The sequence below is a fragment of the Acinetobacter sp. SW-226 genome, assembly GCF_055632855.1.
The window spans coordinates 2897655-2914168 of the sequence record NZ_CM145752.1; the positions used below are offsets into that span (position 1 = coordinate 2897655).

Genomic DNA, 16514 nt, shown 5'->3' on the forward strand with positions numbered 1-16514 from the left:
GTGTTAAGATTGGAGTTTAAAATGCAAAACTATGATGTCGTAGTCATTGGCTCTGGCAACGCAGGCTTAACTGCAGCCGTCACAGCACAAAAGGCAGGCAAAAAAACCTTACTGGTCGAACGTCATAACATACCCGGTGGCTGTGCCACCTCTTTTGTCCGTGGTGATTTTGAATTTGAAGTGGCATTGCATCAACTAAGTGGTTTAGGCACAGAAGAGCGCCCATTTATCATGCGACAGTTATTCGATCAACTCGGTGTGATGGATAAAGTCGAATTTGTACAAGAGCATGAACTTTATCGACTCGCTGTTCCCAATCAGGTCGATATCACCTTACCCGCAAGCTGGTCAGGGATTCGTAAGTTGCTACAAGCACAGTATCCTGCTGAGGCCGATCAACTTGAAAAATTTATGTTGGCCTGTGAAAAAGTCACTTTAGAAGGTTTTACAACCCTACCTAAAGCACAAAAAAGCAATGATCCACTGCTCGTTGATCAACTCTGTCCATACTTTAAACGCTATGGTCTACGTTCTGCCCACGATGTATTGCATGAGTTTTTCACCGATGAAACCTTAATCAGTATTTTGGCGACCTATTGGTTTTATTCAGGTATTCCACCCAAAAATCTCTTATTTAGTGATCTCGCCAATATGTTATATGCCTATGCGGTGTTTAAGCCATGGCATATCAAAGGAGGATCACAAGCCATGTCCAATGCGCTGTTGGAATCGTTCTTAGAGTCAGGCGGTGAAGCACAATTCAACTGTGGTGTGGAAAAGATCATCACTCAGGATCATGCCGTCACTGGGGTTAGGCTTGAAGATGGGCGCTTGATCAACTGTAAAGCTGTGATTTCCAATGCTAGTCCTTTACTCACATTTAATGAATTATTAGACGATCCCCTCCCTACAAAAATTCAGCAAGACTTCAAATCTCGACGTATGGGAACATCTGCCTTTGTCATTTATTTGGGTCTAGATTGCACCCCAGCACATTTAAAGATCAATGCAGCATCAACCTTTATTTCCTCGACCATGGACTGGGAAAAAACCCATGACAATATGGAAAGTTTTGATAGCCCTATTTCAGGAATGCTGACCTGCTATAACTACGATGATCCACAAGCGGCTCCAGAAGGCAAAAGTCAAGTGGTGTTGGTGTGCTTGCAATATGCTGATGTCTGGAAAAATGTGAAAGCCGAAGACTATGCCAAAACCAAATATCGTTTTGCGGATGAATTAATTGATCTGATTGAACAGGTCTATCCGAACCTACGTCAACACATTCAGGAAGTTGAAGTCGCGACACCACTCACCATGATGCGCTATTTGAATACTCCAGGCGGTGCAATTTACGGCTATAAGCAAACACGCGAAGACACCAGTTTTATCCGAGACCGATTGAACCATTTACAAGGGCTTTATTTTGCCAGTGCGTGGACCACGATGGGCGGATTCCAACCGACTTATGCTGCGGGAGTATCTACAGCCAAAGCCGTGGTGCGTCAACTCGACAAAATGGCACAACAGGAGCTAAGCAATGTCTGATCTACATATTTTAAATGCAGTCACAGGCTATCAGGAAATTATTCAAGCCAAATCTGAACTAGAACAAAATGGTACAGACTTTTCTGAATATAAAGGCCAAGTGCAACGGATAATGCACTCGCTGCATCCCAAGCGTATTGATTTGATTGTTCAGGCGATTATTGAAGAAACGCCAACGACTAAAACCATCCGCCTAGCCTCTCAGCATGGTGAAGCCTTGCCAGCATTTCAAGCAGGTCAATACATCAATCTATTTGTCACTGTGGCAGGTACTTACACAGCTCGTCCCTATGCAATTGCATCTTCGCCAACCCAAGCAGACTACTATGATCTCACCATCAAAAAAGCAGACGCGGGCTTTGTTTCACACTATTTGGTCGATCAACTATCGGTAGGACAAACCTTGCAAAGTAGTGGTCCAATGGGGAACTTTCACCACAATCCGCTGTTTCATGGTGATGATCTGGTGTTTTTGGCAGGTGGCTCTGGTAGTGTGCCAGCGCGCAGTATGCTTTTAAATCTACTTGAACAAAATCTTCAACAGCGATTCCACCTGATTTATGTCAATAGCTTTGAAGATGATGTGATTTATGCCGAAGAGCTCAGAGCACTGGCCAAACAGTATGCTCATTTCACTTTAACCGAATATATCACTCGTCCGACAGCAGACTATCAAGGTCAAACAGGACGATTAAGTGCAGAGCGCTTGAGCGAATTATTAGGTACAGAGCCGAAACAAAAGATGTTCTACATCTGTGGCCCAACGCCATTTAACCAAAGTTGCCAACAACTTTTGGCTGAGTTAGAAGTTCCTGCTCGACGTATTCGAGTTGAAGCCAATGGCGCCCCCAAAGCCCCAAACACACAGTCAACTTGGACGTCGGACATTGCATTAAATCAAGAAGTGACAGTCACAGTAAGAGGCAAAGGACAGTTTACTACCACGGTTGGTGAGCCTTTACTGAACAGTCTAGAACGACATGGTTTCTTTGTCGAAAATGCCTGTCGCTCAGGCGAATGCAGTCTGTGTCGGATCAAACTGATTTCAGGTGAAGTCTTTAATCCCGACGAGGCGCACTTACGCCGCTCAGACCGCCAATTTGGCTGGATTTATAGCTGTGTTGCATTTCCACTCAGCGATATTGAAGTAATGCTTTAAATCATTCCGCTGAACTTTTTAAGAAAGTTCAGCTTTTTATTTTTCAATACATGCAAAACAAAGGAATAAAGCATGAACAATAAGTTATGGGAAAAAAGTTATCCAAAACAATTAAAAAATTATCAACTCAATGAATCACTCCTGTCGGGTTCGGTCAGTGAATTCTGCCTTTATGCCGCGCAACATTATCAAGACCAACCAGCATTTAGCGTGGTTCTACCCAATGGTTTTAGCCAAAGTCTAAGTTTTAAAGAAATTCACTACTATTCAGACCATTTTGCCAACTATTTAAAACATGTTCTCAAGTTGAACACAGGTGATGTTGTTGCCATCCAAATGCCCAATAGCCTGCACTATCCAATTGCAGTCTTTGGCATCTGGAAAGCAGGGCTCATTCTCACCAATATCAACCCACTCTACACCGCAACTGAGCTCAAGCATCAGCTTCAAGACAGCGGCGCCAAACTGCTGATAGCCTGTGATTTATTTCTTAAAACCGCACAACCTGTCCTGAATACACTGAAAATTGATTTGGTCGTAGCGAGCTTAAGCGACTTTTTTAATTTTCCTATTGGTCTGATGATTAAAATGAAAATATCCAGAGACATCACCACACCAGATATCCCCTACCAGAGTTTTAAACAGGCCTTAAAACTGGGTGAAAAAACAGTCGATCCGCTCATTTACCAAGATCACCCAATTGCCCTATATCAATATACAGGGGGAACCACTGGCAAAAGTAAAGGTGCTGTCATTAGTCATCGTAACCTATTAGCGGTGATGAAAATGGCGGAAGATTTTATCCAAGCATTCTCAAGCAAAATGGAAATTCAACAAGGTGACAACATACTCACTGCACTACCGATGTACCATATTTTTGCTTTTAATTTCAATTTTTTACTTATGTTTCATAAAGGTGGGCATAATATCCTCATCCCAAACCCTCGCCCCTTGGACAATCTTAAAAAAGCCTTCCAACAATTTCGCATTTCTTGGCTGACTGGTGTCGATACCCTATATGCAGGTTTATTACAACAAACATGGTTCCGTAATAATCCGCCACCACTCAAAGTCGCCATTTCAGGTGGAACCAGTTTGCGCCCCTCTACAGCCATTGAATGGGAAAAAGTTGTCTCACCGATTGTAGAAGGTTACGGTATGACAGAAAGTTGTTGCATGGTCTCTATCAATCCACCAAGTATCAACAAAAAATTAGGATCTATCGGTCTTCCACTGCCCAGCTTAGAGCTAAAAATCGTGAATGATCAAGGACAAGCGATAGACATTGGGCAAGCGGGCGAACTTTGGGTAAAAGGCGCAAATATGATTGAGCAGTACCTCAACAACCCGACAGAAACAGCAAATAGTATAGAAAATGGTTGGTTTAAAACGGGAGATATCGCCACAATGGATGAAGATGGATTTTTAAAAATTGTAGATCGTAAGAAAGATTTGATTATTGTTTCTGGTTTTAATGTTTATCCAAACGAAATTGAAGATGTGTTAACACAACATCCTGAAATTATTGAAGCAGCCGTCATTGGCATAGCAGACGAAACCACAGGCGAAGCCGTTAAAGCATTCATCGTTGTCAATAATCACGACATTTCAACTGCGGAAATCATAGGCTTTTGCAAACAAAGTCTGACCAACTATAAAATTCCTAAACATATTGAGTTTCGTACAGAATTGCCTAAATCTCCAATTGGTAAAATCTTGCGGGCCCAACTCAGAAGTTAACCGCCGTTCAGCTCCATCCCCTTCAAAGAATCAAACTAACTGAAGTACCTTGGAAAATATTATACCTTTAACTAAAAATTAATCCCTTGTTTGTGTCAAAAACCCAGATTGAGTAATACCAGTCCGTTAAGAAATGGACGGATATTACTTTTACTTCTAGGCTTTATTTAATACATGACAACGTCATCCCTAGCCTAAATAAGAATACAAGCATGGCATTTTTACGGTGCAAGACAAAAGACTTTTTTAAAATAAACTGCTTTTAAAAAAGCTGCTCTAGGGGCAAAAGTGAATAGGTTTTGCACTGAAATGCGAATAGTGAGAAGGCTAAGATGCAAAATATGAAAATGCTTAACTGATCAGGCTGATTCAAATTGTGAGCTTTTTGTGCTCATGTTCTGTGAGTATCTAAGATCGCAACATAGTATAAAAGCACCATTACATCCCGTTTGATCTTGTTTTGGTGCAGAATCGAACACCAATAAACATTCGCATCAGAATTCAGAAACAAAAAATAAGATATTGATATTAAACAACTATAATTAAATAAAAATTAGATTTATCAAATTGGCATAGTTTCTGCATTTTTGTATTCCATCATGTATACAAGTTGGAATGCAAAAAAATGAGTCATAACAAATGCATTGGTTGGACACTTCAAGAATGGCAAACAGCTTATCTGAACCATGACATTCATCTTGAAGACTTAATCGACTATGTAGCGCAATTACCACAACCTGATCATGCATGGATCTCTATTGCTAGCAAAGAACTACTTATTCAGCAAATCGAAACCTTAGCACAAAAAGTACAACATGCCTCAGATTTGAGTAAAGAACTGCCGTTATATGGTATTCCTTTTGCGGTCAAAGACAATATTGATGTTGCTGGTTTTGCAACTACGGCGGCATGTAAGGTTTTGACCACAATTGCTAGCCAAGATGCTGAAACAATTCGCCTGCTTAAAAATGCAGGGGCGGTCGTCATAGGAAAAACCAATTTAGATCAATTCGCAACAGGGCTTGTCGGTACACGCTCCCCATTTGGCGCAGTTTGCAATACCTTTAACGCAGACTATGTCAGTGGAGGTTCTAGCTCTGGCTCAGCAAGTGTGGTTGCTCGAGGCTTAGTCCCCTTTGCACTGGGAACCGACACCGCAGGCTCTGGTCGTGTCCCTGCGGCATTTAATAACATTGTCGGTTTAAAACCCACCAAAGGCCGTTTTTCAAATCGTGGTTTATTACCCGCTTGTAAAAGCTTGGACTGTATTTCAATTTTCGCATTAACAGTAACCGATGCAAATATCGTTGCTCAAACCCTCGAACAGTACGATGCACTAGATAGCTACTCCCGCCAGCATCCAAAAACCGCACCAGCTAAACTTTCTGGAAAACCACATTTTGCTATTCCCAATAAACTTGAGTTCTTTGGAGATGATCAAGCTAAATATGCCTTTAAATTGGCTTTAGAACAGTTAAAAGTTCTCGGTGCTGAAATTACTGAAATTGATTTTTCAACATTTGAACAATTGGCAGCCCAACTTTATCAAGGCTCATGGGTAGCAGAACGCACAGCGGCTGTTGCTGAGTTATTGGCACAGCAACCCGAGGTTTTCGACCCCACAGTCCGTGAAATTATTCAAAAAGGTTATGATTTTAGTGCAGTCGATGCCTACAACGCAGAGTATTTAAAACAAGACTTAAGCCGAAAAATTCAAGACACTTTAGCTCAATTTGATGCATTGATCGTTCCAACTTCTCCAACCATTCACACTCTTGCAGAAATGGCGCAATCCCCGATTGGCTTTAATTCTCAGTTTGGAACTTATACTAACTTTACCAACCTCGCTGACTTAAGCGCACTCGCATTGCCTGCTGGATTCCGCGCCGACGGCCTACCCTTCGGAATTAGCTTAATTGCACCTGCATGGTATGACCAAGCCCTGATTGAGTTTGGACAAATTTGGCAGGCACATTTGAACTTAAAACTAGGTGCACTCGACCGATTCTCCGCAATTCCAACGTTGCGCCACAGTCCTTCTGCACATCACATTCGAGTTGCAGTCGTTGGAGCACACCTGACTGGAATGCCTCTGAATTTCCAACTGCTTACACGTGATGCAGTACTTGTTGAAACCACACTGACCGCTGAGCACTACGCCCTATTTGCATTGAACGGAACAATTCCCCCAAAGCCAGGTCTAGCAAGAGTTTCAGAACACGGCCAACAAATCATTGTAGAGGTTTGGGATGTGCCAACAGCGCGTTTTGGAGAGTTTGTCGCTGAGATTCCAACCCCGCTAGGCATGGGCAATGTCGAACTAGTCGATGGTCGTTGGGTTAAAGGTTTTATTTGTGAGCCTTATGGTTTGAACGATGCTGAAAATATCAGCCATTTTGGTGGTTGGCGCGCCTATATCCAGCACCGTAACAATTCAAAAGTAGAACAAGCTTAGTCAAATTTAGGAATTTTAAAATGTTTAAAACTGTATTGATTGCAAACCGTGGCGAAATTGCCGTACGCGCAATTCGCACTTTAAAAAAACTGGGGGTGACCAGTGTTGCTGTATATTCAGACAGTGACCGTTATGCACAACATGTCAAAGATGCAGACATCACCATTGCCTTAGAAGGATTAAAACCAGCAGATACTTATTTGAGTATTGAAAAGCTGATTCAAGCAGCACAAAAAACAGGCGCCGAAGCTATTTTCCCTGGTTATGGCTTCTTATCAGAAAGTGCTGAATTTGCAGAGGCTTGTGAAAAAAATAATATTGCTTTTATGGGTCCCACAGCGACACAAATTTTAGAGTTTGGCCTGAAACACCGTGCACGTGAACTTGCCGCTGCAGCTCAGGTTCCCATGACACCGGGTACAGGCTTACTTGAAAGCTTAGATGAAGCAATTTCTGCAGCTACAGAAATTGGTTATCCCATCATGTTAAAAAGTACCGCAGGTGGCGGAGGGATTGGCCTCACACGCTGTGATGATGAACAGACATTGGTTGAAGCTTATGAAAGTGTCAAACGCTTAGGCGCACAATTTTTCAAAGATTCAGGCGTGTTTTTAGAGCGTTTTGTTGACCGCGCGCGCCATGTCGAAGTTCAGATCTTTGGCGATGGTCAAGGTCAAGTGGTTGCACTGGGTGAACGAGATTGCTCACTGCAACGTCGTAACCAAAAAGTGGTGGAGGAAACCCCTGCGGCTCACCTTCCCGAAGCTACACGCCAAAAACTTCACCAAGCGGCAGTTGAACTCGGCAAATCGGTCAATTACCGCAGTGCAGGTACAGTTGAGTTTATTTATGATGCTGCACGAGATGAGTTTTACTTCCTTGAAGTCAATACTCGTCTACAAGTAGAGCACCCTGTTACTGAAATGGTGACGGGCTTAGACCTGATTGAATGCATGCTTAAAGTGGCGGCAGGTGATGTCTTGGATTGGACAGCGCTCAGCAATATACAGCCGCAAGGTGCGGCAATTGAAGTACGGATTTATGCAGAAGATCCTGTTAAGAACTTCCAACCCAGCCCTGGTGTCCTGACCGAGGTTTCATTTCCAGAACACTGTCGCGTCGATACTTGGGTCTCCACAGGAACAGAAATTTCGCAATATTTTGACCCGATGATTGCCAAAATTATCGTACATGCGGATACGCGTGAACAAGCCATTGACCAACTAAAAAGTGTGTTAACCCAAACACGCTTAAATGGCATCAGCACCAACTTGGACTATGCGCATAGCGTGATCTCTGATGAACGCTTCGCACAAATGCAAATCTGGACACGTCTGTTGGATGACTTTGACTACGTGCCGAATGTGATTGAAGTTTTACAGGCTGGTACGCAAAGCTCAATTCAAGACTTTCCAGGACGTATCGGCTACTGGGATATCGGTGTGCCACCTTCAGGTCCAATGGATGACTATGCGTTCCAATTGGCCAATCAAATTGTAGGAAATGATGCTAGTGCGGCTGGTTTCGAATTTACCTTACAAGGGCCAAGTCTGAAGTTCCATCAAGATAGTGTGATTGCGCTCACTGGTGCACCTTGTCCTGCCCAATTAGATGATGAAACTGTTGCCTTTTGGCAACCCATTCATGTACAGGCGGGTCAGGTTCTCAGCTTAGGACAGGTCGAGTCTGGTTGCCGTAGCTATTTAGCAGTTCGCCATGGACTCGATGTCCCCCTATACTTGGGTAGTCGCTCTACTTTTGCTTTAGGTAACTTTGGCGGGCATGCAGGACGGGTGCTTCGTGCAGGTGACATGATCAAACTCATTAATACAGTCCATCCTAATCAAGATGCCCCGTTAGCAACACAAGAACCTCAAGCATTATCTCCTGCACTGATTCCAAACTATGGCACTGAATGGAAAATTGGCGTGCTATATGGACCACACGGAGCACCTGATTTTTTTAAACCCGAATATATAGAAGAATTTTTTGCTTCCGAATGGACTGTACACTTTAACTCCAATCGACTGGGTGTCCGTCTATCAGGACCAACACCAACGTGGGCACGTGAAAATGGGGGGGAAGCAGGACTCCACCCATCCAATGTCCATGACTGCGAATATGCCATTGGTGCGATTAACTTTACAGGGGACTTCCCTGTCATTTTGGCCAAAGATGGCCCAAGTCTCGGCGGTTTCGTTTGCCCTGTAACCATTGCTAAAGCTGAACTTTGGAAAGTCGGTCAACTTAAAGCTGACGATAAAATCAGCTTCTATCCGCTAACAGTTGAGCAGGCCAATGCCCTAGAGCAACAGCAAATTGAACGTGTGCGAAATTTCACTCATGCTGTCCTAGCAACTGAACTAACAAGCAATAATATTCCACAATCTGCAATTCTCGCCCATCTAGATGCAACTGATGTGTCTCCACGCACGGTGTACCGCCAAGCGGGTGACAGTTATATTTTATTAGAATATGGTGATAACGTTTTAGACTTGGCACTGCGTTTACGTGTCCACCAATTGATGCAACTGATCCGAACAGCGAATGTGACTGGAATATTGGAGCTGTCTCCTGGTGTGCGCTCACTACAAATTAAATATGATGGTCTCACCCTTCCACAGCATGAGTTGATTGCTTTCTTACTGCAACTCGAACAGCAAATGGGCGATTTAAGCCAACTCAAGATTCCTTCACGGATTATTCATCTACCCATGGCATTTGAAGACAGTGCAACTTTGGGTGCTGTTGAGCGCTATCAAGAAAGTGTTTGCGCTAAAGCACCGTGGTTACCGAACAATGTCGATTTTATTCAGCGTATTAATGGTTTAGATAGTCGTGAACAAGTCAAAGAGATTATTTTCAATGCCAATTATTTGATTTTAGGCCTCGGTGATGTGTACCTTACCGCCCCATGTGCTGTGCCGATTGACCCACGTCATCGCCTCTTAAGTTCAAAATACAATCCAGCACGGACATTTACTGCCGAAGGCACCGTGGGTATTGGCGGGATGTATATGTGTATCTACGGTATGGATTCACCCGGAGGCTACCAATTGGTGGGACGCACTCTACCCATTTGGAATAAATTTAAAAAGAACAAACAGTTTGGCGACAAAGAATGGTTCTTAAATTTCTTCGACCAAATTAAATACTTCCCTGTTTCAGAGTTAGAGCTAGATCAATGGCGTGCTGACTTTGAAAATGGTCAAGCACAGATCCAAATTGAAGACACTGAATTTGACTATGCCGCTTATTTAAAACTACTGGAAGATGAAAAGGACAGTATTACGGCATTTAAAGCACAGCAACAACAGGCCTTTAGTACTGAGGTCAGCCTATGGAAGGAAAGCTTTGATCAACAAGACCACCTAATCACAGAAGCACCTGATGAAACAGACTATAGTGCCTATTCAGCTCTCAATGCATCTATGACTGGCAATATTTGGAAAATATTAGTGGAACAAGGTCAGATTGTGAAAAAAGGTGAAACCATTGCTATTATTGAAGCTATGAAAATGGAATTACCTGTATATGCAGCAGATGACGGTATTGTCAAAGCCATTATTTGTCGGGCTGGGCAAACCGTTCATAGCGGCGAACCTTTAGTTTATATGGAATAACACATGTCCAATATGACACGTGCGGGTTCAGGTTCAGACAATTTGTCTGAACTTGTTTACCAGCAAATTAAAAATGATATTTTTGACTTTAAATTGATGCCAGGTGAACGTTTTACCGAATCCGAAATCGCCATGAACTATCAGGTCAGTCGTACACCTGCACGACAGGCATTGTACCGACTACAACAAGAAGGCTACGTGGAAGTTGCATTTCGTAGTGGCTGGACTGTACGTCCATTGAACCTGCAATACTATGACGAACTATACGAGCTGCGTATTATGATTGAACAATATGCAATTCGTAAATTATGTAGTATTGAATCTCAGCAACTCAAAGAAATGAAACAGTTGCACAAGACTTGGATGGTTGCACCTGAACAGTATCTTTCGAGTTTAAAAGCGATGGCTCAAATTGATGAAGATTTTCATTGTGCATTGGTTCGTGCCATTGGCAATACGGAAATGAGTAAAATCCACCAAGAAATTAGTGAAAAAATCCGTATCATTCGTCGCCTCGATTTTTCAAAAAGTGATCGAATTAAAGCCACCTATGCAGAGCATCAAGCCATCCTGAATTATATTTCGCAGCAACAAACAGATTTGGCAATTGAAAAAATTAGTGCGCATATTCAGCAAAGCCGTGACGAAGTAAAAAAAATTACCCTCGGTATGCTGAGTCAACATGCTGTGCTGAAAAAGGCAACCTAAATCATTTGATCCATCATCTCTTCTTAAACAAAAAAAGGCGCTTGATGCGCCTTCTTTCGCTAAAAATAAATTTAAGCTGGAATACGTAGTACCTGTCCAGGAAAAATATCATCAGCATCTTTCAATAACGGACGATTGGCTTCAAAAATTTTATTGTACTGGTTGGCATCGCCATAAAATACTTTGGAAATTTTCGATAGATTATCACCTGATTTAACTGTGTAAAACTTACTTTCAGGTTCTGGGCTAGCCACAGTCAGTTGATCATCGACTTGAGCCACATGGTCAATATTACCGACAGCTAAAACAATCTTTTCTTTATCGGCTTGGGTCTGAACCTGCCCTTTTATGGTTGCCAAATCGGTCGTGGAATTATAGCTGACTGAAAGTCCCGTCACAGGTAAGCCCAATGCTTTGATATGACCCAATAACTTGTTGGCAATTTCTTGAGCGGATGGCTCTGTCGGCGTAGTTGGTGCGGCTTGAGGCTCGGCTGCTGCTGTGTTTTTTTTACCAATGCCTTTAACGAAATCAAAAAGACCCATGTGTATGCTCCATCTTGTTATATCAGTGTTGTTATATTGAATGCTCAAAAATGAGACACTCTTTTTTATACCGAAAAAAGACAGCAACTTTGGTAGAGAATAGTCCATTTAAAGTAAAACTTTGTAAGTTCCAAAATAAACAAAACTATTTGCATGCAATGCTTCACCTTTTAAATAGCATAAAAAAAGCCACCCGATAAGGGTGGCTTTTCCATTCAGCAAAGCTGAAACAATATGGATTAACCTAGTTTCTTAGAAACGTAGTCAATCGCAGATTGTACAGTTGTGATTTCGTTAGAATCTTCATCTGGGATTGTGATGTCAAAGTCGTTTTCAAAAGACATAACAAGCTCAACAAGGTCTAAAGAGTCAGCACCTAAGTCATCCATGAAAGATGCTTCGTTTTTGATTTCTTCAGCCTTAAGACCAAGTTGTTCTGCAACTGCTTGCTTGATGCGTTGTTCGATATCGCTCACAGGAATTCTCCTCATTGCTTGTGGCGTTTTTAATGCCGTTAGTTTAATTGAATCTTTAAAATTTTGAAAGTTTATCCATCAGCCAATTAGCTCATGTATAGACCACCATTTACATGCATTACCGTACCAGTAATGTAACTTGCTTTGTCTGATGCCAAAAAGCTCACCGCATTGGCAATATCTTGTGGATCACCTAAACGGTTCAGGGCCACTTGATCGCTCATTTTTTTACGGATGTCTTCACTTAATTGATCAGTCATTTCTGTTGCAATAAAGCCAGGCGCCACCGAGTTTACAGTGATTTGACGGCTACCCATTTCTTTTGCAAGGCTACGGCTAAATGCTTCAATACCAGCTTTCGCTGCTGAATAGTTGGCCTGACCTGGGTTGGCAAAATGCGCAACCACAGAACTAATATTAATAATTCGTCCAAAACGTGCTTTGGTCATGCCTTTTAGCACACGTTTAGATAAACGATAAACGGCTTTTAAATGAATATTTAAAATATCATCCCAGTCATCTTCTGACATACGAAGTAACAAATTATCTTTGGTAATCCCTGCATTATTAACAAGTGCAAGAACTGGACCATAATTTTGTTCAATGTCTGTCACCAGCGCATCTATCGCAGCACCGTCACGAACATCAAGTACTTTACCCACACCCTGCTCACCAAAGCTTGCAGATAATTTTTCTGCGCCAGCCTCAGATGTCGCTGTGCCCACAACAAAATAACCGTCTTGAATCAGTTGCTGAGCGATGGCTGCGCCAATCCCTCGACTTGCACCTGTCACGAGTGCAACTTTGCGTTCCTGTGTCATGCAATTTTTCCTTCAGCCACTAAAATGGCATTGAGTGCATCTTCCATACGTGATTTGCTATCAAGTGGAAAAGCTTTTTCGATATTTGGTAAACGTTTCGCCAAGTTTGCCAAGACATTACCTGGACCACACTCAGCAACATATTGGATCCCTTGATCCTGAATAAACTGCATGGTTTTGGTCCACTGTACAGACTCATATAACTGAGCTGTAAGTGCTTGGCGTACTTGAGCGACATCTATCGCAATTTCCGCGCTCACATTTTGTATTACAGGTATGCTAGGCAGCTCAATGGCAGTTTGTTCCAAAGCTTGTGCGAACTGTTCCGCAGCAGGCTTCATCAATGAACAATGCGATGGCACTGAAACAGGCAATGCAATCGCTTTGCCACTATTTTCTTTCGCCAAAGCCATAACTGCTTCAACTGCGGCTTTTTCACCCGCAATGACCACTTGACCTTGTGCATTATAATTCGCAGCTTCAACTGAACCTTCAGCTTGGTCTGAAACCTGTTGGCATAAAGCAACAACTTGTGCGTCGTCTAAACCTAAAATAGCCGCCATTGCACCCTTACCTTGAGGTACTGCACTTTGCATGAGCTTACCGCGTAAGTTTACCAGCTTCACAGCATCACCTAGGCTTAAACTGCCTGCAGCAACCAAAGCGCTATATTCACCCAATGAGTGACCTGCTAGATACTTAGGTACAACACCGCCAAGTTCTAACCATACACGCCATAATGCAATGCTCGCGGTTAACAACACAGGCTGAGTAAATTCAGTTTGATCTAAACCTTCACCAGATTGTGCAATGTGCCACAAATCGAATCCAACTGCTTTAGAGGCTTCTGCAAATGTTGCTTCAACACTGGCAAATTGTTCTGCCAATTCAGCCAACATACCTACCTTTTGTGAACCCTGACCAGGAAATACAAAAGCTGTTTTTGTTGCCTGAGCGACTTGATCAAGTTGTTTCGCAGACATAAAAAAGTCCTTTCTTGTCTTTGCTCTCGTTTATGGAGCGAAAATTTAACACTTAATTTAGGTCGATGTAATTGCCAAATACAACAAAAACAGAGTTGGTAAACATTCACCCACAAAAAAAGGGAGCTTTACGCTCCCCTTTTTTCGACTAAGCTTTAAGCTTAATGCTTCGACAATTATTCAGCAGATGCTTTAGCGAATAATTGACGACCACGGTAGATACCATCTTTAGATACGTGGTGACGACGGTGAGTCTCGCCAGTAGCTTGGTCTACAGTTAATGCATTCTCGGTTAAAGCGTCATGTGAACGGCGCATGTCACGGCGAGAGCGACTTTTACGGTTTTGCTGAACGGCCATGATGGCTCCTTACAAATCGAAAAATATGGATCAGAACAAATTCAGTTGTCTTATACGGAAGAGTATAACACAAAAATTAGTTAAGTTTACCCTTCAAACTTGCCAAAACATCAAACGGGTTATCCCGCTTTTCTTCAACAAGCTCTTCAATGGCAGGTTGGTGCTTATGTTCACAAGCATCATGCTTAGGAGACAGTGGCATCAACAATAACAATTCATCTTCTATGAGAGAAAGTAAATCAGCAGTCGCAGGCGCATCATAGCTACCTTTGGTTGTCGCTTCACTTTCACCTAAGACGATGAAATCAGCATCCTCATCCAAGCGCTCTATCAGTGACTCATCATCTACTAGAGCTAGATGAAAATCTGAAACCAGTTCAATGTTAACCACGTCTAAACAACGCTGGCATTCCATTGGGACTTGTGTTTCAACGTGACCATCTAGCCATACAATGCGATGATACGCATCCATTGATAGCTTACAGTCTATGTTAATCAATTGATCATCAATTGATCCAACAGCTTCACGAGCAATACGAACAAAGCGAGACAATGGCAGGGTACCTGACCATGTAAAGCCTTGTTCAGCCCATTTAAACGGCTCAATCTGTGCCGGAAAGGTATTTGCTGACATAATTAAGGCGGCAATTCTACAAATTCATCAGTACTCTGTCAAAGATTAAGATACAATTTTGTACTTATTTAGACAGACCATTTGGGTAACTTAAGTCATGCATCTGTTGCAGCCGCAAACAGAAGTGAGTATTTCATCACTTATGAGCACAATTTCAACTGACAATTCTGACATTTCAGACCGCCAAGTGCAACTCTCAACGTGGGAGAATTTTTCGACAGAAGCACAACAAGTTGATTGGCTCATTTTACACTTTAATCATTGGTTTTCCCACCTGAATGTCAACTTGGTCAAAGGTGACTTTGAACCTGAATACTTTCCAGCAGAGCAAGGCTCCCCTGCTCGTATTCAATTTGCCCATGGTTTCTTTAATAGTGCATTACATGAAATTAGCCACTGGAGCATTGCAGGTGACAAACGTCGTCTATTACCCGATTTAGGTTATTGGTATGCGCCCGATGGTCGCACTCAAGAGCAGCAAGCATTGTTTGAACAAGTGGAAATTAAACCACAAGCGATTGAGTGGTTATTTGCTGTCGCATTTGGTCGTAGATTTCGAGTGTCTTTAGATAACCTCACAGGTGACGGCGGTGATGGACGTCATTTTAAAGATCATGTTTTTGCGCAAGTACAGGCCTATTTTTCAGGGGATGCGCAACTACCGCGTGATGCGAAATACTTCATAGACTGTATTTGCTTGTGTACACGCGCTGGAAAAACGTTACAGAGCAATGAATTTGAAAGAGAAATGCTCGACTAAATTTGAGATGTTTCACATTTAGGTCATTGAACATGGTTTAAATAAAGCGCCATAATGTGGGAAAAACCATCAGGAGATAAAAACATGCTGCATTTAAGAGTCCATCCTGATAACCCGCAGCCACGCTTAATTAGCCAAGCGGTTGAGCGTATTCGTGCAGGCGATGTAGTCGTCTACCCGACCGATGCAGCTTATGCCATTGGCTGCCAAATCGGCAATAAACATGCCATGGAGCGTATCGCCCAAATTCGCGGGCTCGGGTCAAAGCACCAATATGCCATTATTTGCGCCGATCTTTCAGATATTGCAACCTATGCCAAAGTGGACAATGCCATGTATCGTTTACTAAAAAACAATACGCCTGCAGTGACTACTTTTATTTTGCCTGCGACCAGTGAAGTCCCAAAACGTTTGATGCACCCCAAAAAGAAGACCATTGGTTTGCGTATTCCAAGTAACCCAGTGTGCCAAATGCTCCTCAAAGAACTAGGCGAACCGCTACTCACCAGCACCTTGATTTTACCCAACCAGCACGAGCCGATGGATGATCCTTATGACATCGAAATGCAGTTATCAAAGCGTATTGATGTGTTCATAGACAGTGGACTAGGTACACTCAGCACGACCAGTATTGTCGACTTATCAGGGGATCACCCTGAAGTGATTCGCCATGGTGTAGGCGATGTGAGTGCTTTTGAGTAAT

14 protein-coding genes are annotated in these 16514 nt (G+C 42.6%); 8 read left to right on the plus strand and 6 right to left on the minus strand.

Going from position 1 to position 16514, the window contains the following annotated elements; translation table 11 throughout:
- The first annotated feature begins 21 nt into the window (after positions 1–21).
- The 6 genes from ACZ8ZH_RS13795 to ACZ8ZH_RS13820 all read left to right on the plus strand — a co-directional run bounded on the left by ACZ8ZH_RS13795 (position 22) and on the right by ACZ8ZH_RS13820 (position 11233).
- A complete protein-coding gene (locus ACZ8ZH_RS13795) occupies positions 22–1548 on the plus strand; it encodes a phytoene desaturase family protein (RefSeq protein WP_119063753.1) in 1527 nt (508 codons plus the stop codon).
- Positions 1541–2707: an FAD-binding oxidoreductase gene (locus tag ACZ8ZH_RS13800; RefSeq protein ID WP_119063752.1), complete on the plus strand. Its 1167-nt coding sequence runs from the start codon at positions 1541–1543 to the stop codon at positions 2705–2707. Before ACZ8ZH_RS13795 ends, ACZ8ZH_RS13800 begins: the two co-directional genes overlap by 8 nt.
- A gap of 72 nt (positions 2708–2779) precedes the next feature.
- Complete coding sequence (locus tag ACZ8ZH_RS13805) at positions 2780–4447, plus strand: long-chain-fatty-acid--CoA ligase (protein ID WP_119063751.1); 1668 nt, start codon at positions 2780–2782, stop codon at positions 4445–4447.
- A gap of 625 nt (positions 4448–5072) precedes the next feature.
- Complete coding sequence (gene atzF / locus ACZ8ZH_RS13810; protein ID WP_119063750.1) at positions 5073–6902, plus strand: allophanate hydrolase; 1830 nt, start codon at positions 5073–5075, stop codon at positions 6900–6902.
- A 20-nt stretch (positions 6903–6922) separates the two neighbouring features.
- Complete coding sequence (uca, locus tag ACZ8ZH_RS13815; protein WP_119063749.1) at positions 6923–10525, plus strand: urea carboxylase; 3603 nt, start codon at positions 6923–6925, stop codon at positions 10523–10525.
- Positions 10526–10528: 3 nt separating this feature from the next.
- Positions 10529–11233, plus strand: coding sequence for a GntR family transcriptional regulator (locus ACZ8ZH_RS13820; RefSeq protein ID WP_086208713.1), 705 nt, complete (start codon positions 10529–10531; stop codon positions 11231–11233).
- A gap of 71 nt (positions 11234–11304) precedes the next feature.
- Here ACZ8ZH_RS13820 and lysM read toward each other — a convergent pair whose 3' ends face one another.
- The 6 genes from lysM to ACZ8ZH_RS13850 all read right to left on the minus strand — a co-directional run bounded on the left by lysM (position 11305) and on the right by ACZ8ZH_RS13850 (position 15051).
- On the minus strand, positions 11305–11778 hold the full coding sequence (gene lysM, locus ACZ8ZH_RS13825; protein ID WP_119063748.1) for a peptidoglycan-binding protein LysM: 474 nt from the start codon (positions 11776–11778) through the stop codon (positions 11305–11307).
- Positions 11779–12017: 239 nt separating this feature from the next.
- Positions 12018–12254, minus strand: coding sequence for an acyl carrier protein (gene acpP / locus ACZ8ZH_RS13830; RefSeq protein ID WP_004695351.1), 237 nt, complete (start codon positions 12252–12254; stop codon positions 12018–12020).
- 86 nt (positions 12255–12340) lie between these two features.
- Positions 12341–13075: a 3-oxoacyl-ACP reductase FabG gene (gene fabG, locus ACZ8ZH_RS13835; protein WP_086208715.1), complete on the minus strand. Its 735-nt coding sequence runs from the start codon at positions 13073–13075 to the stop codon at positions 12341–12343.
- The gene (gene fabD / locus ACZ8ZH_RS13840; RefSeq protein WP_086208716.1) at positions 13072–14058 is read right to left on the minus strand and encodes an ACP S-malonyltransferase; all 987 of its coding nucleotides are present in this window, start codon (positions 14056–14058) and stop codon (positions 13072–13074) included. Before fabD ends, fabG begins: the two co-directional genes overlap by 4 nt.
- A gap of 176 nt (positions 14059–14234) precedes the next feature.
- Entirely contained in the window at positions 14235–14417 is a 183-nt protein-coding gene (gene rpmF / locus ACZ8ZH_RS13845; RefSeq protein WP_004279227.1) for a 50S ribosomal protein L32, read from the minus strand.
- A gap of 76 nt (positions 14418–14493) precedes the next feature.
- Positions 14494–15051 carry a YceD family protein gene (locus ACZ8ZH_RS13850; protein WP_086208717.1) on the minus strand — a complete coding sequence of 186 codons (558 nt, stop codon included), beginning with the start codon at positions 15049–15051 and terminating at the stop codon, positions 14494–14496.
- Between the two features lie 97 nt (positions 15052–15148).
- On the opposite strand from ACZ8ZH_RS13850, the gene ACZ8ZH_RS13855 reads away from it, so the two are divergent.
- Both ACZ8ZH_RS13855 and ACZ8ZH_RS13860 read left to right on the plus strand, forming a co-directional pair.
- The gene (locus ACZ8ZH_RS13855; RefSeq protein ID WP_470247761.1) at positions 15149–15811 is read left to right on the plus strand and encodes an elongation factor P hydroxylase; all 663 of its coding nucleotides are present in this window, start codon (positions 15149–15151) and stop codon (positions 15809–15811) included.
- An 84-nt stretch (positions 15812–15895) separates the two neighbouring features.
- Positions 15896–16513, plus strand: coding sequence for an L-threonylcarbamoyladenylate synthase (locus ACZ8ZH_RS13860; protein ID WP_119063746.1), 618 nt, complete (start codon positions 15896–15898; stop codon positions 16511–16513).
- The last annotated feature ends 1 nt before the right edge of the window (position 16514 follow it).